This window comes from Verrucosispora sp. NA02020 (assembly GCF_013364215.1).
Taxonomy (GTDB): Bacteria; Actinomycetota; Actinomycetes; order Mycobacteriales; family Micromonosporaceae; genus Micromonospora.
The window spans coordinates 213,680-232,686 of record NZ_CP054923.1; the positions used below are offsets into that span (position 1 = coordinate 213,680).

The 19,007-nt window shown below is 72.0% G+C and carries 18 protein-coding genes and 3 tRNA genes; 10 read left to right on the forward strand and 11 right to left on the reverse strand.

The window, feature by feature from the left end:
- The first annotated feature begins 18 nt into the window (after positions 1 to 18).
- Positions 19 to 795, forward strand: coding sequence for a bifunctional 2-polyprenyl-6-hydroxyphenol methylase/3-demethylubiquinol 3-O-methyltransferase UbiG (locus HUT12_RS00970; protein WP_176092265.1), 777 nt, complete (start codon positions 19 to 21; stop codon positions 793 to 795).
- Positions 796 to 901: 106 nt separating this feature from the next.
- Here HUT12_RS00970 and HUT12_RS00975 read toward each other — a convergent pair whose 3' ends face one another.
- Positions 902 to 1,198: a hypothetical protein gene (locus tag HUT12_RS00975; protein WP_131051424.1), complete on the reverse strand. Its 297-nt coding sequence runs from the start codon at positions 1,196 to 1,198 to the stop codon at positions 902 to 904.
- Between the two features lie 193 nt (positions 1,199 to 1,391).
- On the opposite strand from HUT12_RS00975, the gene HUT12_RS00980 reads away from it, so the two are divergent.
- Positions 1,392 to 2,324, forward strand: a complete 933-nt coding sequence (locus HUT12_RS00980) for a 3-hydroxyacyl-CoA dehydrogenase family protein (RefSeq protein ID WP_176092266.1) — start codon at positions 1,392 to 1,394, stop codon at positions 2,322 to 2,324.
- Complete coding sequence (locus tag HUT12_RS00985) at positions 2,321 to 3,067, forward strand: enoyl-CoA hydratase/isomerase family protein (RefSeq protein ID WP_131051426.1); 747 nt, start codon at positions 2,321 to 2,323, stop codon at positions 3,065 to 3,067. Before HUT12_RS00980 ends, HUT12_RS00985 begins: the two co-directional genes overlap by 4 nt.
- A gap of 66 nt (positions 3,068 to 3,133) precedes the next feature.
- On the opposite strand, the gene HUT12_RS00990 is transcribed toward HUT12_RS00985, so the two are convergent.
- Positions 3,134 to 4,471: an ABC transporter substrate-binding protein gene (locus HUT12_RS00990; protein WP_131051427.1), complete on the reverse strand. Its 1,338-nt coding sequence runs from the start codon at positions 4,469 to 4,471 to the stop codon at positions 3,134 to 3,136.
- 154 nt (positions 4,472 to 4,625) lie between these two features.
- Here HUT12_RS00990 and HUT12_RS00995 point away from each other — a divergent pair, with 154 nt between their 5' ends.
- Positions 4,626 to 5,015: a hypothetical protein gene (locus HUT12_RS00995; protein ID WP_131051428.1), complete on the forward strand. Its 390-nt coding sequence runs from the start codon at positions 4,626 to 4,628 to the stop codon at positions 5,013 to 5,015.
- 50 nt (positions 5,016 to 5,065) lie between these two features.
- Here the strand turns inward: HUT12_RS00995 and HUT12_RS01000 are convergent, their stop codons facing one another.
- Positions 5,066 to 5,578, reverse strand: a complete 513-nt coding sequence (locus HUT12_RS01000; protein WP_131051429.1) for an SRPBCC family protein — start codon at positions 5,576 to 5,578, stop codon at positions 5,066 to 5,068.
- Positions 5,579 to 5,763: 185 nt separating this feature from the next.
- Here HUT12_RS01000 and HUT12_RS01005 point away from each other — a divergent pair, with 185 nt between their 5' ends.
- The gene (locus tag HUT12_RS01005; protein WP_176092267.1) at positions 5,764 to 6,678 is read left to right on the forward strand and encodes a hypothetical protein; all 915 of its coding nucleotides are present in this window, start codon (positions 5,764 to 5,766) and stop codon (positions 6,676 to 6,678) included.
- Positions 6,679 to 6,756: 78 nt separating this feature from the next.
- Here HUT12_RS01005 and HUT12_RS01010 read toward each other — a convergent pair.
- The 8 genes from HUT12_RS01010 to HUT12_RS01045 form a co-directional block, all read right to left on the reverse strand.
- Positions 6,757 to 6,830: transfer RNA gene (locus HUT12_RS01010), tRNA-Phe, on the reverse strand.
- 102 nt (positions 6,831 to 6,932) lie between these two features.
- Positions 6,933 to 7,006 (reverse strand) — tRNA-Asp (locus tag HUT12_RS01015).
- Positions 7,007 to 7,039: 33 nt separating this feature from the next.
- Positions 7,040 to 7,112: transfer RNA gene (locus HUT12_RS01020), tRNA-Glu, on the reverse strand.
- 153 nt (positions 7,113 to 7,265) lie between these two features.
- A complete protein-coding gene (locus tag HUT12_RS01025) occupies positions 7,266 to 8,048 on the reverse strand; it encodes a polysaccharide deacetylase family protein (RefSeq protein ID WP_131051431.1) in 783 nt (260 codons plus the stop codon).
- 155 nt (positions 8,049 to 8,203) lie between these two features.
- Positions 8,204 to 9,139, reverse strand: coding sequence for a MerR family transcriptional regulator (locus HUT12_RS01030; RefSeq protein ID WP_131051432.1), 936 nt, complete (start codon positions 9,137 to 9,139; stop codon positions 8,204 to 8,206).
- A complete protein-coding gene (gene idi, locus HUT12_RS01035) occupies positions 9,129 to 9,707 on the reverse strand; it encodes an isopentenyl-diphosphate Delta-isomerase (RefSeq protein ID WP_131051433.1) in 579 nt (192 codons plus the stop codon). Before idi ends, HUT12_RS01030 begins: the two co-directional genes overlap by 11 nt.
- 16 nt (positions 9,708 to 9,723) lie before the next feature.
- Positions 9,724 to 11,205, reverse strand: coding sequence for a phytoene desaturase family protein (gene crtI, locus HUT12_RS01040; protein ID WP_176092268.1), 1,482 nt, complete (start codon positions 11,203 to 11,205; stop codon positions 9,724 to 9,726).
- A 14-nt stretch (positions 11,206 to 11,219) separates the two neighbouring features.
- Positions 11,220 to 12,374: a polyprenyl synthetase family protein gene (locus HUT12_RS01045; RefSeq protein WP_131051435.1), complete on the reverse strand. Its 1,155-nt coding sequence runs from the start codon at positions 12,372 to 12,374 to the stop codon at positions 11,220 to 11,222.
- 65 nt (positions 12,375 to 12,439) lie between these two features.
- Between HUT12_RS01045 and HUT12_RS01050 the strand changes: the two genes are divergently transcribed.
- From HUT12_RS01050 to HUT12_RS01070, 5 genes are all read left to right on the forward strand, one after another.
- Positions 12,440 to 13,351 (forward strand): phytoene/squalene synthase family protein, encoded by a 912-nt coding sequence (locus HUT12_RS01050; RefSeq protein WP_131051436.1) that lies wholly within the window; start codon positions 12,440 to 12,442, stop codon positions 13,349 to 13,351.
- The gene (locus tag HUT12_RS01055; protein ID WP_176092269.1) at positions 13,348 to 14,670 is read left to right on the forward strand and encodes a deoxyribodipyrimidine photo-lyase; all 1,323 of its coding nucleotides are present in this window, start codon (positions 13,348 to 13,350) and stop codon (positions 14,668 to 14,670) included. The genes HUT12_RS01050 and HUT12_RS01055 overlap by 4 nt, the downstream gene beginning before the upstream one ends.
- Positions 14,671 to 14,724: 54 nt before the next feature.
- Entirely contained in the window at positions 14,725 to 16,203 is a 1,479-nt protein-coding gene (locus HUT12_RS01060) for an NAD(P)/FAD-dependent oxidoreductase (protein WP_131051438.1), read from the forward strand.
- Positions 16,204 to 16,275: 72 nt separating this feature from the next.
- Positions 16,276 to 17,277, forward strand: coding sequence for a LacI family DNA-binding transcriptional regulator (locus HUT12_RS01065; RefSeq protein WP_176092270.1), 1,002 nt, complete (start codon positions 16,276 to 16,278; stop codon positions 17,275 to 17,277).
- A gap of 350 nt (positions 17,278 to 17,627) precedes the next feature.
- Positions 17,628 to 19,001 carry an ABC transporter substrate-binding protein gene (locus HUT12_RS01070; RefSeq protein ID WP_131051440.1) on the forward strand — a complete coding sequence of 458 codons (1,374 nt, stop codon included), beginning with the start codon at positions 17,628 to 17,630 and terminating at the stop codon, positions 18,999 to 19,001.
- The last annotated feature ends 6 nt before the right edge of the window (positions 19,002 to 19,007 follow it).

The following is a 19,007-nucleotide window of genomic DNA, read 5'->3' on the forward strand; positions in this document are numbered from 1 at the left end:
CCCGTTAGCGTTAAGGACGTGACGGGGGAACCACGGATCGGTGACGTCTTCGGAGAACTGCTGCGCGACGCGCTGGCGGTGGCGACCGGGGTCGGTCCCCGGCCGCTGGCCGGCGGGCGGCTGCCCCGACCGGTCATCGAGATCATCGAACGGGACGACGGGCTGGTCAACGGCGCGCCCGCCGCCCACTACCTGGCCGGGCCGCAGGAGTGGCAACCACACGACCACCGGGCCGTGGACCGGGTGCGGGGCGCGACACTGGACGTCGGCGTCGGCGGCGGCCGGATCGCGCTGCTGTTGCAGGAGCGCGGCGTACCCGTGACCGGGCTGGACGTCTCGCCCGGCGCGCTCGCGGTGTGCCGTCGTCGGGGCGTACGCGATCTGGTGCACGGCACGGTCGACGAGCACTGCGCCGACGGGCGGCGCTACGACACGTTCCTGTTGCTCGGCAACAACCTGGGCCTGTTCGAGGGTCGGGAGCGCGCACCCGCCTTCCTGGCGGCCCTGGCCGCGATGGCCAACCCCGGGGCGCAGGTGATCGCGCACGGCACCGACCCGTACGGCACCACCGATCCGCTGCACAGCCGCTACCACGAGCGCAACCGTCGACGGGGCCGCCTCGGCGGGCAGCTCCGGCTGCGGCTGCGCTACCGCGAACTCGGTACGCCCTGGTTCGACTACCTGGTCTGCTCGCCGGGCGAACTCGCCGACCTGGTCCGGGGCACCGCCTGGCGACTGACCGACGTGGACGACCGGGACGCCCCGTACTACCTCGCCACCCTGCGCCTGAGCTGAGCGCCGAGGGCCGCCTGAGCTGAGCGCCTGGGTGCCGCCGGATGTTAGGAAGGGTCCCCTGCTATGCCTTAGGCGTTAGCAGGGGACCCTTCCTTGATCCGAAGGCTTAGACCTGGACGGTCGGGGGGAGCTGCTCGGGCGGCAGGCCGCCGTCGCCGTCGACGACCTCGTCGGGCTGACCGTCCTCGTCGATGTCGACCATCGTGACGTCCACCTTGCCGTCGCCGTCGGTGTCGAACTGGAACAGGTCGGCCTTGCCGTCACCGTCGGTGTCGACCACCCAGACGTCGGTACGGCCGTCGTTGTTGGTGTCGGCGCGCAGCAACTCGATGCGCTCGTCGCCGCGCGTCTCGACGGTCTCCTGGGTGCCCGAGTCGCCCGTGGTCTCCGGTGCCTGGCTCATCTGTTCGTCCTTCCCTTTGGCTGTCGGCGGTCTGTACCCGATCCCGTCCGCCCCCACGCATCGGGCCCGGTCGGTGCTGCATAGGGTCGCAGCATGACTGAGCGGAGCGTACGGGCCGGTTGCGGCGTTGCGGCGATCCCGCGCGTCGACGGCGTCGGAGAGCGTGTCGTCGTCACCCTGCGGTGGTGGCACCATGACTGAACGATTCGTGGTGGTGGGTGCCGGCACCATGGGCCTCGGCATCGCGTACGTGGCGGCCGGCGCCGGCCACACGGTGGAACTGGTCGAGGTGGACCGGGAACGCGGTGCGGAGGCAATGATCCGGCTCGCCGAGCTGTGGGACCGGGGCGTCCGGCGCGGCAAGTTGACCGTGGGGCAGGCCGCCGCGAACCAGGAACGCGTCACCCTGCGGGCGGGCCTGGCCGAGGTGGCTGCGGAGCCACAGGTGATCGTGGAGGCGGTGCCGGAACGGCGCGACCTGAAGCGGGCCGTGCTGGCCGAGGCGGAGGCGCTGCACCCGGCCCTGTTGGGCAGCAACACCTCCAGCATCCCGATCGCCGAGCTGGCCCAGGGACTGCGCCGGCCCGAGCGCTTCTGCGGGCTGCACTTCTTCAACCCGGTCTGGGCGATGGCGCTGCTGGAGATCGTGGTCGGCGCGGCCACCGCGCCGGAGACCACCGCCGCCGCCGTCACGCTCGCCACCCGGCTGGGCAAGGACCCCGTGGTGGTACGCGACATGCCGGGCTTCGCCACCTCCCGGCTCGGGGTGGCCCTCGGTCTGGAGGCGATCCGGATGGTCGCCGACGGGGTGGCCGACCCGGCCGACATCGACAAGGCCATGGTGCTCGGCTACCGGCACCCGGTCGGGCCACTGGAGCTGACCGACCTGGTGGGTCTGGACGTACGCCTCGACATCGCCCGCACCCTCCAGGCCGCGTACGGGGACCGGTTCGCGCCGCCACCGCTGCTGACCGAGATGGTGGCGGCCGGTCGGCTGGGCAAGAAGTCGGGGCAGGGCTTCTATCACTGGGTCGACGGTGTGCGTACGGACGGCACGGCGCGGCCTGAGACGGGCGAGGGGACGCCGGGCGCGGCTTCCGCCGACCGGACGGGCGCGGTCCGATGAGCGGCGGGCTGCGGGTCGAGGAACGCCCGGACCGGCTGGTGGTCACACTGGACCGGCCGGAGAAGCGCAACGCCATCGACGCCGACCTGATCGCCGCGCTGCACGAGGTCTGCGCCGACCTGGAGGCCCGTCCCCGGATGCTGTTGCTGACCGGCGGCACCGACGGGATCTTCGCCGGTGGGGCGGACATCGGTCAGCTACGCGAGCGGGGCCGCCTGGATGCGCTGGCCGCGATCAACTCGGCCGCCTTCGCCCGGATCCGGGCGCTGCCGATGCCGACCGTGGCGGCCGTCGACGGTCCTGCGCTGGGCGGTGGCGCCGAGCTCGCGTACGCCTGCGATCTGCGGGTCTGCACCGAGCGGGCGGTCTTCGGCCAGCCGGAGGTGCGGCTCGGCATCCTGGCCGGTGCCGGCGCGACGCACCGGCTGCCGGCGCTGGTCGGTGAGGCTCGGGCCAAGGAACTGCTGTTCACCGGTCGCCGGGTGGACGCGGCGGAGGCGTCCCGGATCGGACTGGTCAACCGGGTGGTGGCGGGGCCGGAGGAGTTGCTGCCGGCGGCCCACGCGCTGATCGACGAGATGGCGAAGGGCTCGGCGCTGGCGCTGCGGCTGACCAAGCTCGCCGTGGACGCACCGCCCGCCGCCCATCCGCACCTGGACCTGGTCAGCCAGGCGGTGCTCTTCGAGGACGACGAGAAGTACCGCCGGATGACGGATTTCCTGGACCGGCGTCGCGGTCGCTGAGACCGACCGCAGAGACCACGACGGCCGCACCGGAACCCTCCGGTGCGGCCGTCGCTGTCGGATCGGTCAGCGGCCCAGCGCGGCCAGCGGCACGTCGGCGTCCGCCAGCGCCCGGATCACCGCGGCCGACTCGCTGAAGCCGATGAGAAGTACGGCGTCGGCACCGAAATCCTTGATCTGCTTGGCACCGTCACTGAAGTTGATCGGTGCGGCGTCGGCACCCTCGCCCGGCTCGTAGCCGAGCAGCGTCACCTTGTCGCCGCCGAACCCGGCCCGCTCCAGTTCGGCCCGGACGGCCTCTTGGAGGCCCTCGCCGTAGGCGTCCTTACGGGCCACGATGGCGATCTTCTGCGGCCCGTCGCGGAGGATCACGTCGGCCAACGCCCGACCCTGGAGGCTGTCCGGCGGCGCGGTACGGAAGTAGAGGCCCTTGTCCTCCGCGTCGGTCAGCGACGCGGCGGTGTTCGACGGGGAGAAGAGGATGCGGCCGGCCGCCACCACGTCCGGCAGGACGGCGGCTGAGATACCGGAGGCGCCGGCCCCGATGATCACGTGCACCCCGGCACCGACGTGGCTGGCGACCGTCCGCTTGGCGACCGTCGGGTCCGTGCCGTCGTCGCCGTCGATCCAGACCACGTCCTCGTCGAGCACACCGCCGGCCGCGTTGATCTCCTTGATCGCCAGGCCCACACCGGCTGCGATCGGCGGGTACGCCAGGGCCAGGTCGCCGGTCTTGGGCAGCAGACCGCCGAGGACGAGCGGCGCGCCGCTGGGCTGCTGGCTGCCACGCGGCGGCGCCTTCGTGCTCGCCGCCGACTCGTCCCCGGCGCCGACGAACTCCGTCTTGGCGTCGTTGAGCTGCTGGTTGTCGAAGTGCAGGGTGGCGTAACTGGCGGTGGCGGGCTCACCGGCGTCGGTGAACCCGGCGCGGGTGATCGACACGCTGCGGTACTCGATGTCGTCGCCGTCGCGGGCCAGCCGCAGGCACTGGGCGGGGGTCTCGCAGCGGGTGCCCTCGTTGGTGACGCCGACGATCTGCCGGGCGATGGCCGCCGGGTTGGTGCTGCCGGCGAGTTCCGTCGCGAGCGCGCTGATCACCACCGCGTCGTACGCCTCGGCGGCGTAGAGGAAGTCGTTCAGCCCCGGGTCCATGGACCGGAGCCGGTTCTTGAAGTCCTCCGGCAGCGGAGTCAGGGGAGTGGTGCCCTTCATGCCGTCGACGAGGTTGGCGCGATCCTGCAACTCTTCCGGGTACGAGTTGAGCATGTTGCCGTCCGTACCGTAGAGGCGCACCTGGTCGGCGCCCGCCTCCTCGGTCTGGTCGTTCCCGCATGCGCTGGTGGCGAGCAGGAGGGTGGCGCAGGTGGCCATGATGGCCGCCCGCAAGCCGCGTGACATGTGCATCGTCGTCCTTCCTACGGCGAAGGTCCGCTGCGCAGACTAACGTGCCGTGACGCACGGCGGGACCGTGGAGGCGTGTCTATCCGCAGGTCGCCCTCCCTAATTACGGAGAGTTACCATCGGTGGTCGCTTGACCGGGCCCCCTACCGTGCGGTGGGTGACCGACTCGCCACAGCAGACGTACGACGACGCCTCCGCCATCCTCAGTTCGGCGCTCGACGGCGACTCCGACGGTGTGGTCGGGACATTCGACGCGGTGGTGGACCGGGCCGGCCTCGTCGGGGCGTACGACGTGGCGTGGTGCCTGGCCGCGACGATGGTCGGTGATCCGGTGCCGCCCGGCGCCTGCGCGCTCGACTTCCCCGAAATCGACCAGGCCGAGTACGACGCCCGCTGGGTGGCCCGTTTCGTCAGCGCGTACGCCAACTCGGACCTGGACACCGCCCGTGCCCTGTTCGGTGCGGCGGTCGCCGACGGGCTGCTGCCGGAGTGCCTGCTGACCCTCGCCGGTTCGACGGTGGCCACCCTGCGGCACCGGTCCGCCTGAGCCGCAGCGCCCGGCGGCACCGGTCCGCCTGAGCGACAACGGCAGCCCGTTCAGGTGCCGGACTGGACCACCGTGGTGGCGTACCGGGACAGCAGCTCGTGCCAGCCGGCGGTCAGCGCCTGCCGGTAGCCCTCCGCGGCCTGGCCGTGCCGGTCGAAGTGCCGGTGCGCGACCTCGACCAGGGTGCCGGAGCCTTCCGGCGTGAACAGCACCTCGACCTCGCTGGCCTGCGCCGGATCGGGCACCGGGGCGCGGTCCGCCCCGATCTGCCAGGTGAACACCAGCCGCCGGGGCGGATCCCAGGTCAGCACCCGGCCCCAGTCGCTGCGGAAGCCGTAGGGGCCGATCTCATAGAGCATGCCGCCGGCCTGCAGCTCCATGCCAAGCTCGGCCAGGGCCTCCGGGCCGGACCAGGTGTACTCCATCACCCACCAGTCGGCGAGCCTGCTGGTGAACACCGCGTAGGCCTGCTCGGGGGCGGCCGGGACGACCAGGGCGCTGTGGATCGTGAACCGCTCGTGATCCTGTCGGATGTCGATCGGATCAGTAATCCCCTGTCCCATAGGCCCGGACCATACCGGCTCATGCCCGCGTGCGCAGCTTCCCGCAAGGCCGAGACCTGCCGGAAGATCCGCTTACGGGTCGATTCCGGTCCGCCACGGACATCGGCGGATGGCGGCCTCCGGAGCGGGTATCCGCGGCGCGATGCCGCCGGGGTGGTCCAGGGCGGTGGGGCGGAGCGGAGAGCATGGGCGAACAGCCGCAGGCGTCGGTACCCGGGTCCGGACAACCGCACGAGCCGCGCCTCGGGACGGGGCACCGGGACCGTCCCGGCGCAGGCGGCGGCGAGCCGGCACGGGTGGAGCCGGACGTCCTGTTGGACGTGCCGAGGGTGTCGGTCGACTCGCTCCGGCTCTCCGTCGACGGATTGGAAGCCGACCTCTCCCTGCGGGCCCGGGTGGCCGGTCTGCTGGAGGTCGACGCCGGTGCCCGCATCCGCCTGGAGGGTGTGGACCTGGACGTCACCGGGGTGCAGGCCCAGGCTCTGCTCAAGGTACGCCTGGAGAAGCTGGTCACGATCCTCGACCGCGCGCTCACCACGATCGACCACCACCCCCAGGTGATCGACGCGTCCCGCCGGTCGAGAGATGCGAGGGACGAGCACCCCGGCCCCCCGCCGACCAGACCCACTGACAGTTCGCTGGGCGGGTACGCCACGGACCGTACGGGTGGATCACCGGCCGGTCGGGGTGCGGGGCGCGAGGGCCAGGCCGTCGGTCGGACCGCCGACGGGGTCGGTGAGGTGCCGGAACCCGGGATCGGACCACCGGGCGGAGCCACCGACGACCTCGGACAACAGGTGGGGGCGATCGGGGCGGTGGCCGGCAGGGCACGTGGCGACGCCGGTGCCGGCCCGGACCGGACGAGGCCACGCGACATCCAGCGGGACGGGCAGCGGGAAAGGTCGCAGGACGGGCCGCGTCACACCCCGCCGGGCGGGGCCGGGACGGAGCCGGGAGCGGGCACCACCGAGTCGAACGGACCCGAGCCGTCGGCGGCCCGGCAGTTGGCCGAGCAGACCGGGGAGAGCATCCTGCAGGCGGGGCGCAGCGTGTGGGACGCCATCCAGAGCGGATTGGCACAACGTCGCCAGGACGGCTGAGCGGCGTTACCGGGGAAAGCAAAACACCGACCGGCGTTTCCGCTGGTCGGCGTTGCTGTAGCCCGGCGAAAGGCTATGTGGCCAGGGGCGGGGTCGAACCGCCGACCTTCCGATTTTCAGTCGGACGCTCGTACCAACTGAGCTACCTGGCCGTGGTGCTCGGCTCATGCTACCCGTCCCACCGGGTCCCCGTCGGGAGGGTCACATGCCCCGATACGCAGAACGCCGCGCGAGGTGCGCGGCGTCAGCGCTTGCGGTCCTGACGGGACTTGAACCCGCGACCTCCGCCTTGACAGGGCGGCGAGCACTCCAACTGCTCCACAGGACCTAGCTGGTGTTGCATTCGACCGAAGTCGAACCGTGCCCCCAACGGGATTCGAACCCGTGCTACCGCCTTGAAAGGGCGGCGTCCTGGGCCGCTAGACGATGAGGGCGGCCCCGCTATCATTGCACATTCGCAACGTGAGCGGACTTGCTCCCATCCGGCCCCGCCGGAGGCTTGGAAAGCATACGTGATGTCTCACCGGTCGGCCAAACCGGTGTGGCTACCGCCGCAACGTCTCGTAAAAGTGCAGCTCAGAACGGGTCTATCCGAGCTTGGTGATGCCGAGGTCGCGCTTCAGGGCGGCGATCACCCTGGTGCAGGCGGCGAGCGTGGCGGCCCGATTGCCGCCTCCGTCGTGCAGCAGCACCACCGCGCCGGGCTTGGCGCTGCGCTTCACCCGCTTCTCGATCGTGGCGGCGGTCGGCTTGGCCCAGTCCTGCGGGTCCACCGTCCAGTGCAGCGACCGCATGTCCAGCTTCTTGGCGACCCGCACCACCTCGGCGGTCCACCGGCCGCCGGGCTGGCGGTAGAACGGGATCTCCGCGTCGGGCACCGCCCGCCGGATCTCCTTGTTCGTCCGGACCAGGTCGGCGCGGATCTCGGCGACCGGCCGCCGGGCGAGGTCGAGGTCGTGGTTCCAGCTGTGGTTGCAGAGCTGGTGCCCCTCCCGGACGATCCGCCGGAGCAGGTCGGGATGCTTGCGGACCTGGGCGCCGACCACACAGAAGGTGGCGGTGACGCCCGCCTTCTTCAGGCGGTCGAGCACCTTGGGCGTCCAGGTCGGATCGGGTCCGTCGTCGAAGGTGAGAGCCACCCCCTCGGCCCCGGTGGTGCGGACCAGCCCGGCCGGCAGCTTGGCCGGCAGGGCCCGCAGTGGGGGCTTGGGCGGGGCCAGCGTCGGTGACGGCGAGGGCTCCGGGGGCAGGGCGGCCGACGGAGGAGGGCTGGACGGGGTGGTCGCCTGGGGCGACTCGCCGCCACCGCCGCAGCCGGTCACCAGGAGGACCAGGCTCGTGACACACGCGAGCAGGACACGGGTACGCATCGTTCGCTCCCGAGAGGGGTTCGGGTTCGACGGACTGCCCGACGCTAGTTCACCCGATTTGAGTAGACAAACGCCGGGTCAGGACGCCACCGCTTTCCGTGCCGACCTAATGCCGTGAACCCCTATGGAAGCCTGCAAAGGCCCCGAAATTTCTCTCAGGATGCGGCCGAACGGTCGAGCGAGTCGCGTACGGCGACGATGAGCGAGACCGCTTCGGTCAGGTCGATCGGCCGGACCACCCCGGCCGGCAGACTCTCGGCCCGCCACCCCGGTCCCGCCGCGAGGACCAGCAGCGGTCGACGCGGAACGGTCAGCAAGGCGCTGAGCTGGGTGGCATCGGCCGTGGCCCGGGTGTGCGACCAGACCACCACGGCGGCCGGTCCGGTCCGGTCGATCGCGTCCAGCAGCGCCCTCACCGGGACCCGGGCGCCGAGCATCCGGTGCGCGACACCGGCCTCGGCCAGCGCGGCGGCCAGCGCCTCCAGGGGCAGGCTGTGCTGCTCCTCGTCGGCGCAGGACAGCAGGATGCGCGGCGGCCCGAGGACGGGACGGGTGGCCGCCGCCAAGGCGAACGCCGCCGAGACACAGCGCGACAGCAGATGCTCCACCTCGATCAACACGTCTGTCGCGGCGTGCCGTTGCCCGATGCCGGCGAGCACCGGGCGCAGCAGCCTGTCCCAGGTGCCGATCACACCCTCGGTGGCCAGGCTGCGTGAGATCGCCTCGTTGATCGCGACCGCGTCCAGCCGCATCGCGGCACGCGCCAGGCCGCGCGCTGCCGGACCGGCGCGGCCCACCGGAATGGTGTTGCCTCCGCCGTCCCGCGCGGTCCTCGACCGGGCGACACCACCCGCCGCCGTGGCGGGAGCCTGCCGGGCCCATCGCGCCGCCTCCGCCGGACTGAGCCCCTCGCCGGTGAGCCGTCGCATGACCTCCAGCCGGGCGAGGTCGGCCGTCGTGTAGCGGCGGTGGTGTCCGGGTACGTGCTCGCTGGGCCCGAGGCCGTAGCGCTGGTGCCAGGTGCGCAGCGTGGTCACCGCGACGCCGAGTCGTCGGGCGACCGCCCCCGCGCTCAGTGCCTCATCGGCCACCCGGCCGCTCCGGCCCGTCGCCGGCCGGGGCCGAGGGGTGGAGCAGACGGTCCACCACGCCGACCAGCCACGGCGCGTACGCGTCGGGGTCACGGTCGAGCTCGGCGGCCAGTGCCGCAGGGTCGACCCAGCGCAGCTCGGCGACCTCCGCAGGCTCGGGACTCAGTGGTGTGTCCGGCGAGAACTCGCCACGCAGGACGTGGTCGTACTCGACTTCGACCCGACCCGTGGACGGGTCCTCGGCGCGGTACACGTGCACGCCGACCTCGGTCAGCACCACCGGGCCGACGCCGAGTTCCTCGTGTAGCCGGCGGTTGGCGGACTCGGCCACGTCCTCACCGGGCTGCGGGTGACCACAGCACGTGTTGGCCCAGCGCAGCGGGAACCGTGTCTTCGCCGCAGCCCGACGCTGGAGGAGGATCCGGCCGTCCGGCGAGACGAGCAGCACGGAGAAGGCACGGTGCAGTTGACCGGGGGTCTGGTGGGCGGCGGACACGGTGGCCGACCCGATCCGCCGGCCCGAATCGTCGACCAGCTCGACCAGGTGGGCTTCCCGCGACAGTGACATCAGAGCCATCCTTCGTTCAGCGGCCACGGCCGGTGATGCGACCGGCGGCCAGCTTGCCCGAGATGAGCACCATGGGAACCCCGACGCCGGGCTGCGTGCCCGAGCCGACGAACACCACGTTGGACAGCGACGGGTGCAGGTTCGACGGGCGGAACGGACCGGTCTGGAACAGGGTGTGCGCGGCGGCGAACGGCGTGCCGGCGGCCATGCCCTGCTCCGCCCACTCGGCCGGGGTGACCGCCCGGAGCACCTCGATGCCGTCGCCGAAGCCGACGTAGCCGCGTTCCTCAAGGGTGGCGACGAGCTGGTCGGAGTAGCGGGCGGTGAGGTCGCCGCGCCACTCGAAGGGTGCCCGCTCCAGGTTCGGCACCGGGGCGAGCACGTAGTAGGTGTGCCGTCCGGCAGGCGCGACCGCCGGGTCCGTCCGGCTCGGGTTGGTGACCAGCAGGGACGGGTCGCTCATCAGCTCACCGCGTCGGATGACCTCGTCGAACGTGCCCTTCCAGGAGCGCCCGAAGTGGATGTTGTGGTGCGCGATGCGCCGGTAGCCCTGGGTCGAGCCGACGTGCAGCACGACGCAGGACGGCGAGTAGGTCAGGCGGCGTTGCCGGGTCGCCGGCAGCAGGTCGCGGTAGGCCACCGGCAGGTCGGGGTTGAGGACCACCACGTCGGCGGGGACGAACTCGCCGTCGGCGGTCAGCACGCCGGTGGCCCGGCCGTGGGCGGTCTCCACCCGGGTCACCGTGGTGCCGTACCGGATCTTGACGCCGTGCTTCTCGGCGGCGCCGGCCAGCCCGCGCGAAACCGCGTGGATGCCGCCGCGCGGGAAGAAGACCCCGGCGACCGAGTCGAGGTACGCGATGACCGCGTAGATGGCCAGCGCGTCGTGCGGGGCGAGGCCGGCGTACATCGCCTGGAAGGAGAAGATGCGCCGGGTACGCGGGTCGCGGAAGAACTGGTCGATCTTGGTCTGGAGCCGCCGGAAGGCGCCGGTGGCGACCAGCTTGAGCAGGTTGGCGGTGAGCAGGTCGGTGGGGGCGTCGAGGTTGCGCTCGATGAAGTCGGCCCGCTCCAACCGCCACAGGTTCCGTGCGAAGTCGACGAACCGCAGGTAGCCGTCGGCCTCGCGGGGCCCGCAGACCCGGGAGATCTCCGCCGCCATCCGGGCGGTGTCGGTCAGCACGTCGAGCGTGGAGCCGTCCGGGTAGTAGGCGCGGTACGCCGGGTCGAGCGGCATCAGGTCGACCCAGTCGGACAGCTCCTCGCCCACCGCGCCGAGCGCCTCGGCGATCAGGTCGGGCATGGTGAGCACGGTGGGGCCGGTGTCGAACTCGTAGCCGTCCACGCTGAGCCGTCCGGCCCGTCCACCCGGCACCGGCTCACGTTCCAGCAGGGTCACCTGCCGCCCGCTGCCCGCCAGGTGCAGTGCGCAGGCCAGGCCGCCGAGGCCCGCTCCGACGACCACGACCTGATCCGTACGCCCGTCCACGGTTCGCACCGAGAACCTCCCCATCATGCTCTCCGGTGGGTGGCCACAGTCGCGAGACCGGCCAACGCCACCCGTGCCGTCTCGTCCACGGCGACGGTGTCGAGCGCCGCCAGGGCCTGGTCGACCCGCTCGTCGATCATCCGCTCGATCCGGTCCACCGCGCCGGTGTCCACCACCACCTCAGCCAGCCGGGCGACCTGGGGGGTGCTGACCGGGTCGCCGGTGCCGTCCAGTTCCCGCAGCTGCGTCGGAGTGGCCATCTCCCGCGCCAGCACGAGCAGCGCGGTCGGCTTGCCGGTGCGCAGGTCGTCGCCGGCCGGCTTGCCGGTGGTGGCCGGGTCGCCGTAGACGCCGAGCAGGTCGTCGCGGAGCTGGAACGCCTCGCCGACGCAGAGGCCGTAGGCGGTGTACGCCGCGGTCAGGCGGCCGTCGCCGGTCACGCCGGCCAGGCTGGCGCCGAAGAGCAGCGGACGCTGGACCGTGTAGCTGGCGGTCTTGTAGCGGGCCACCCGCAGGGCCCGGTCGACCGACCAGCTCGCCGGGTCGGCCTCGCCGAGGATGTCGAGGTACTGCCCGGCGACCGTCTCCACCCGCATCCGGTCGTACCCGCGGCGGACCGCGAGCAGCCGGTCCGGGGGCAGGACGGTGCGCGAGAGCAACTGGTCGGCCCAGACCATGCAGAGGTCGCCGATCAGCACCGCGACGGCCTCCCCGAAGCGGCCGGAGTCGCCGTTGCGGCCGGCGGCGGCGTGCTGGGCGGCGACCGCCATGTGTGCGGTGGGTCGGCCGCGACGGGTGGCGGACGCGTCCATCACGTCGTCGTGCACCAGCGCGAAGGTGTGCAGCAGTTCCAGGGTGGCCAGTGCGGGCAGCACCGGGGCCAGCGGTTCGTCGCCGCCCACCGCGCCGCGCCATCCCCAGTAGGCGAACGTCGGTCGGACCCGCTTGCCGCCGACGAGGACGTAGTCACGTGCCGTTGCGGCGAAACCACCCATCGCCGCGTCGATTTCGGCAAGCGCGTCGACCTCGGCGTTCAGGAAGTCGGTGAGGGTCTCATCGACGGCGGCGACGAGATCCCGGGTGTAAGCGGCCAGAACGGCCCGGATCGGATCGTCGTTCCCGACCGGCTGCTCAGGCCCCACGCGAAGCAGGTTACCGGTAAGTCGGTCGCTGGCCATGCGGCTGAGCGTACCCTAAGGTTTCAAGTTGCGTCGATTGGTGCGTCGATTTTCGAGGAGGGCTCGTGGAGACGGATCTCAGTGCCGCCTACGAGAGGTGCCGTGAGCTGCACAAACGCCACGGGCGTACCTACTATCTCGCCACCCGGCTACTACCCGCATGGAAACGGCGTCATGTGCACGCCTTATATGGATTCACTCGGTACGCGGACGAGATCGTCGACCAGACAGAGGAGCTGCCACCGCCGGCGCGTGCCGCCCGGCTGGACGACTGGGGCGGCCGGTTCATCGCCGGACTGCACGGCGAGCAGGTCGACGACCCGCTGCTCCCGGCGGTGCTGCACACCATCGCCGTGTTCGACCTGGACCGGGAGGACTTCGCCGCGTTCCTCAAGAGCATGGCGATGGACCTGACCGTGACCTCCTACCGCACCTACGCCCACCTGCTGGACTACATGGAGGGCTCGGCGGCGGTCATCGGCACCATGATGCTGCCCATCCTGGGCAGTTCCGCCCCGGCGGCGGCCCGGGAGCCGGCCCGTCAACTGGGCTTCGCGTTCCAGCTCACCAACTTCGTCCGGGACGTCGCCGAGGACCTGGACCGGGGGCGGACGTACCTGCCGGAGGAGGACCTGGCGGCCTTCGGCCTGACCCACGAGGACCTGCTGGCCTGCCGTGCGGCGGGACGGGCCACCGAACCGGTCCGCGAGTTGATCCGGCACGAGGTGGATCGCGCCCAGACCCACTACGCCGCCGCGGCACCCGGAGTGCTCCTGCTCGACCCCGCCTCGCAGGCGTGCATCCGCACCGCGTACGCGCTGTACGGCGGGATCCTCGACGAGGTCGCCGCCCAGGACTACGACGTGTTCGTCCGGCGGGCCACCGTGCCCCGGCGACGCCGGATGGCGGTCGCCTCGCGTGCCCTGCTCACCCCGGCCGGCACGCCGGTCGAGCTGCCCGGGCCTCGGCTGCGGTGAGCGTGCGTACCGCCGTCGTGCTGTTCACCCGCGACCTGCGGGTGCACGACCACCCTGCGCTGGCGACGACCTGTGCCGCCTTCGACCGGGTGGTGCCGTTGTACGTCCTGGACCCGGCGTTGGCCGGACTGTCGCCCAACCGCACCCGCTTCCTGCACCAGAGTCTCGCCGACCTGCGCGACGCGCTGCGGCGGCTCGGCGGCGACCTGGTGCTGCGGCACGGCGACCCGGTGGCCGAGACGGTCCGGCTGGCCGGGGAGGTGGGCGCCGAGGCGGTGGCGCTCTCGGCCGACGTCTCCCGGTACGCCACCCGGCGGGCCGACCGGCTGCGCGCCGAGTGCGACCGGCACCGGTTGCACCTGCGCTTCTTCCCGGGTCTGACGGTGGTGGAGCCGGGGGCCACGACGCCGAGCAGCGGCGACCACTACCGGGTGTTCAGCCCGTACCACCGGGCCTGGAGCGGGCAGCGGTGGCGCGACGAACTGGCCGCGCCGTCCCGGGTGTCGCTGCCGGGCGGGGTTTCGGTGGGCCGCCTGCCGGCGCTGCCCGACGGCGAGTCACCGGACGCGGCGGTGGGTGGCGAGACGGAGGCGCGGAGTCGCCTCGACCGGTGGATGCCGCACCTGGCCGAGTACGGCGACCGGCACGACGACATGGCCGGTGACGCGACCTCCCGGATCAGCCCCTACCTGCGGTTCGGCTGCGTGTCGCCGCTGACCGTGGCGAACCGGGCCGGCGACCCCGCGTCGCCCTTCGTCCGCCAGGTCTGTTGGCGGGACTTCTACTACCAGGTCACCGCCGCCTTTCCGGACATCTCCCGGAAGGTCTACCGGCGTGGCGCCACCGAGCAGTGGCGGTACGACGACGGCGCGGTCGCGGACTGGACGGTGGGCCGCACCGGCGTACCGATCGTGGACGCCGGGATGCGGCAGTTGCGGGCGGAGGGCTGGCTGCACAACCGGGCCCGCCTGATCACCGCCGGCTACCTGACCAAGTCGCTCGGCCTGGACTGGCGCGCCGGACTGGCGTTCTACTTCCGGTGGCTGCTCGACGGGGACGTGGCCAACAACTCGGGCAACTGGCAGTGGGTGGCCGGCACCGGCAACGACACCAGGCCGTACCGGGGGTTCAACCCGATCCGGCAGGCCGAACGGTACGACCCGGAGGGCGCGTACGTGCGGCGCTGGGTGCCGGAACTGGCGGCGGTGTCCGGCAAGGCGGTGCACCAGCCGTGGCGGCTGCCCGAGGCGCTCCGCCGGAGCCTGGACTACCCGCCGCCCACGGCGGCGCGCGGGGTCGATCCGGTCTGGCTGCGCTGAGACGGTCCGCGTGGCCGGGTGGTCGGCGGGCGGACGGTGCGCGATGCTGACGGCATGGCGGAGCCGGAAGTGGTGGACGTGGTCGTGCTCGGGCTCGGTGTCGGCGGCGAGGAGGTGGCCGGGCGACTCGCCGAGGCCGGTCTCACCGTGGTCGGCATCGATCGGAACCTGGTGGGTGGGGAGTGCCCGTACTGGGGCTGCATCCCGAGCAAGATGATGATCCGGGCGGCGAACGCGCTGGCCGAGGCGCGGCGGGTCGACGGGCTGGCCGGCACCGCCGAGGTCCGGCCGGACTGGGCGCCGGTGGCGCAACGGATCCGCCAGGAGGCCACCGACGACTGGGACGACCGGGCCGCCGTGGAGCGGTTCACCGGCAAGGGCGGACGCTTCGTCCGGGGCAGTGGCCGCCTCGACGGACCGGGGCGGGTGCGCGTCGGCGACCAGGTCTTCCAGGCCCGGCACGGGATCGTGCTGGGCACCGGCACCGCGCCGTCGGTGCCGCCGATCGACGGGTTGGCCGGTACGCCGTACTGGACGAACCGGGAGGCCGTCGAGGTCGAGGAGCTGCCCGAGTCGGTGCTGGTGCTGGGCGGCGGGGCGATCGGCCTGGAGTTGTCCCAGGTGTTCGCCCGCTTCGGCGTACGCGTCACCGTGGTCGAGGCGTTCGACCGGGTGCTCGCGGTGGAGGAGCCGGAGGCGTCCGAGGTGGCCGCCGCCGCGCTGCGCGCCGACGGGGTCGAGATCCACACCGGGGTACGCGCGACCCGGGTCACGCACGGCCCGGACGGGTTCACCCTGCACGGCGCGGACGGCGCGGAGTTCACCGCCGAACGGCTGCTGGTGGTGACCGGCCGCCGCGCCCACCTCGACGAGTTGGGGCTGGACACGGTGGGTGTCGACGCGAGCCGGCGGTACCTGGCCGTGGACGACCGGCTGCACGTGACCGACGGGATCTGGGCGGTCGGCGACGTGACCGGCGAGGGCGCCTTCACCCACATCGCCATGTACCAGGCGTCCATCGTGGTCGCCGACCTGCTCGACCACGTGCGGCGGACGGACGGCGGCGCGGATCCGAGTGGCACCTCCAGTGTGGTCGGTGGCGCGGTCGGCGTGGCCGGCTCGTTGGCGGCCACCGGGTCGAGCGGCGGGGCCGGGTCGGTGCCCCGCGCCGACTACCGGGCCCTGCCCCGGGTGACCTTCACCGACCCGGAGATCGGCGCGGTCGGCCTCACCGAGCAGCAGGCCCGGGAACGCGGCGTCAACGTGCAGGTCGGTTTCACCCCACTCGCCTCGTCCACCCGGGGCTGGATCCACCGCACCGAGGGGGCCGGGTTCATCAAGGTGGTCGCCGACGCCGACCAGGGGGTGCTGGTCGGCGCCACCTCGGCCGGTCCGGCCGGCGGCGAGGTCCTCTCCGGTCTGGCGGTGGCGGTGCACGCGGCGGTGCCGGTGGCGCAGCTCCGGCACATGATCTACGCGTACCCGACCTTCCACCGTGCGGTGTCCGAGGCGTTGCGTGATCTGAGTTCGTGATCTGACGTCACCCGTCAGTCCGCGACAAGTGGCTGTTCTGTTTTTGCAGTCTCAGGACGTAGGATTGCGGCCGTGACGAAACGGTTGACCGAGGTGGCCCGCAAGGCGGGCGTCAGCGAAGCCACCGTGAGTCGGGTGCTCAACGGCCGCGGTGGCGTGGCCGAGGCGACCCGGACCGCGGTGCTCACCGCCCTGGACGTGCTCGGCTACGAGCGCCCGAGCAAGCTGCGTGGCGAACGGGCCCGGCTGGTGGGCCTGGTGCTGCCCGAGTTGCAGAACCCGATCTTCCCGGCGCTCGCCGAGGTGGTCACCGGTTCGTTGGCGCAACGCGGGTTCACCCCCGCGCTCTGTGCCCGGACGATCGGCGGGGTCTCCGAGTCGGCGTACGTGGAGATGCTCCTCGACCACCAGGTCTCCGGGGTCATCTTCGCCGGTGGCTCGTACGCGTTGGCCGACGCCTCGCACGAGCACTACCGCCGGCTGACCGATCGGGGCCTGCCGGTGGTGCTGGTCAACGCCGGCGTCGACGAGTTGGGCTTCCCCCGCGTCTCCACCGACGACGCGGTGGCGGTGGAGCAGGCGTACGGCCACCTGCGCTCGCTCGGGCACGAGCGGATCGGCCTGGTGCTCGGCCCGGAGGACCACGTGCCGTCGCGACGCAAGCTGGACGCCCTGGGGCGGGTCGCCGGCTGGGCCGACGACACCGAGTTCGTCGCGCGGTCCAGCTTCTCCATGGAGGGCGCCCGGGTCGCCGCGAGCAAACTGGTCGACCGTGGCGTGACCGGGGTGATCTGTGCCAGCGACGTGCTGGCCCTGGGCGCGATCCGCGCGGTCCGTCGGCTCGGCCGCTCGGTGCCGGGTGACGTCTCGGTGGTCGGCTTCGACGACTCCGCGTTCATGACCTGCACCGACCCGCCGCTGACCACGGTGCGCCAGCCGATCGAGACCATGGGGCAGGCCGCCGTGGACCTGCTGGTGACCCAGATCGAGGGTGGCGGCGTGTTCACCGACGAACTGCTCTTCGAGCCGGAGCTGGTGGTGCGCGGGTCGACCGCGCCCGCGCCCGGCCGCTGATCCCGCCCGCCGTCCCGGTTCGTCGGTCCCGGCCGACACCTGCCCTTCGCTGACCCCCATCCCGCGCGACCCGAGAGGCCGCCGACCGCTGCTCGCGGTCGGCGGCCTTCGTCGTGATCCCGAGCGAGGCCCATGTCTTTGTCTCTCGGCATAGTGTCGCTAAATTTCATCATCAGATCGAAACCTTGCTGAGAAGAGTCGCCCTCGCTACAGTGACTCCACTCACACCCGGCCCCCGGTCAGTCACACGGGGTCAGGACACCGATCAGCAGCAGGCATCGCGGCGGTGGCGATCACCGCGGTTCAGCGAACTTCACGGCGACACTTCGTTTTCCCGAAGGGATGGACAGATGTCCGTACCGCAGTACCGGAAGGCTGCGGCGTTGGCGCTCGTGGCCGGGCTCAGCCTCACGGCGTGCTCCACCAAGAGCGGCGACACCAGCGACGACGCGAGCGGCAAGGTCACCATCACCGTCGACTGCCAGCCGGTCGGCGCGCAGAAGGAGCTGCTCCAGAACTGGAACGAGGACGTCGCCGAGTTCCAGCGGCAGAACCCCGACATCGTGGTCAAGAGCGTCAGCGTCGGCGAGCAGTGCAACAACCCGCCGGACTTCACCGCCCGCCTGGCCGGCGGCACGGTGACCGACGTGTTCTACGGGTACATGACCGATCTCCAGCAGGTGCTCGACTCCGGCCAGGCGATGGACATCACCGAGTACGCCACCGCCGAGACGGTCCCGACCTGGGACAGCGTCGACCCGGCGCTCAAGGAGGTCTTCACCGACGGGGGGAGGCTCTACGCCGTACCGGTGAAGAACTACTCGATGGGCCTGGTCTACAACAAGGTGCTGTTCCAGCAGGCCGGGCTCGACGTGAACAACCCGCCGAAGACATGGGGCGAGGTCCGGGAGGCGGCCAGGAAGATCTCCGCGCTGGGCAGCGGGATCGCCGGCTACGCCGAGTACAGCGCCGGCAACACCGGCGGTTGGCACTTCACCGCGTTGCTCTACTCCCAGGGCGGCCAGGTGCTGACCGAGGACGGCGGCAAGGCCGCCTTCAACAGCCCGCAGGGCCGCCAGGTCCTGCAGAACCTCAAGGACATGCGGTACGGCGACGACAGCATGGGCGACCGTCAGCTGCTCCAGTGGGGTGACCTGTTGACCAACGCCGGTGCGGGCAAGGTCGGCATGTTCGTCGGCGCACCCGACACCACCCAGGCGATCGTCAGCCAGTTCCAGGGCAAGTTCGAGGACTGGGCGATGGCACCGCTGCCCGGCCAGGACGGCAGGGCGTCGGGCACGCTCGGCGGCGGCGAGGGTTACTTCTTCAAGAAGGACCTCACCCCGGAGCAGGTCGAAGCCGGTCTCAAGTGGATCGCTTACCAGAAGCTGACGCCGGGCAAGGGGCAGCTCGACTACGCCCGGGCCAAGCCGCAGAACTACCCGGTCGGTCTGCCGCAGCCGCTGCTGTTCAGCAACGGCAGCGACGCCCAGAAGCAGGAACTCGACCTGCGGAAGGCGAACGCGAACGTGGACACCGCGAACTTCGCCCTCTTCGAGGCGAACCCGGTCCCGATCAAGGGCGAGCCGCGCAACGCACAGGCGATCTACGCCGTCCTGGACGCCGCGATGTCCGGGGTGCTCACCAACCGCAACGCCGACATCGACGCGCTGCTCAAGACGGCCGAGGAGAAGGTCAACCAACTCCTCGCCGCGCAGGGCTGACCCGCA

Excerpts from the sequence above, each read along its gene's own strand:
- HUT12_RS00975 (WP_131051424.1), bottom strand. The coding sequence starts at position 1,198 with ATGAGCCAGGCACCGGAGACCACGGGCGACTCGGGCACCCAGGAGACC.
- HUT12_RS00980 (WP_176092266.1), top strand. The coding sequence starts at position 1,392 with ATGACTGAACGATTCGTGGTGGTGGGTGCCGGCACCATGGGCCTCGGC.
- HUT12_RS00985 (WP_131051426.1), top strand. The coding sequence starts at position 2,321 with ATGAGCGGCGGGCTGCGGGTCGAGGAACGCCCGGACCGGCTGGTGGTC.
- HUT12_RS00990 (WP_131051427.1), bottom strand. The coding sequence starts at position 4,471 with ATGCACATGTCACGCGGCTTGCGGGCGGCCATCATGGCCACCTGCGCC.
- HUT12_RS01000 (WP_131051429.1), bottom strand. The coding sequence starts at position 5,578 with ATGGGACAGGGGATTACTGATCCGATCGACATCCGACAGGATCACGAG.
- HUT12_RS01005 (WP_176092267.1), top strand. The coding sequence starts at position 5,764 with ATGGGCGAACAGCCGCAGGCGTCGGTACCCGGGTCCGGACAACCGCAC.
- HUT12_RS01025 (WP_131051431.1), bottom strand. The coding sequence starts at position 8,048 with ATGCGTACCCGTGTCCTGCTCGCGTGTGTCACGAGCCTGGTCCTCCTG.
- idi (WP_131051433.1), bottom strand. The coding sequence starts at position 9,707 with ATGTCACTGTCGCGGGAAGCCCACCTGGTCGAGCTGGTCGACGATTCG.
- HUT12_RS01045 (WP_131051435.1), bottom strand. The coding sequence starts at position 12,374 with ATGGCCAGCGACCGACTTACCGGTAACCTGCTTCGCGTGGGGCCTGAG.
- HUT12_RS01060 (WP_131051438.1), top strand. The coding sequence starts at position 14,725 with ATGGCGGAGCCGGAAGTGGTGGACGTGGTCGTGCTCGGGCTCGGTGTC.
- HUT12_RS01070 (WP_131051440.1), top strand. The coding sequence starts at position 17,628 with ATGTCCGTACCGCAGTACCGGAAGGCTGCGGCGTTGGCGCTCGTGGCC.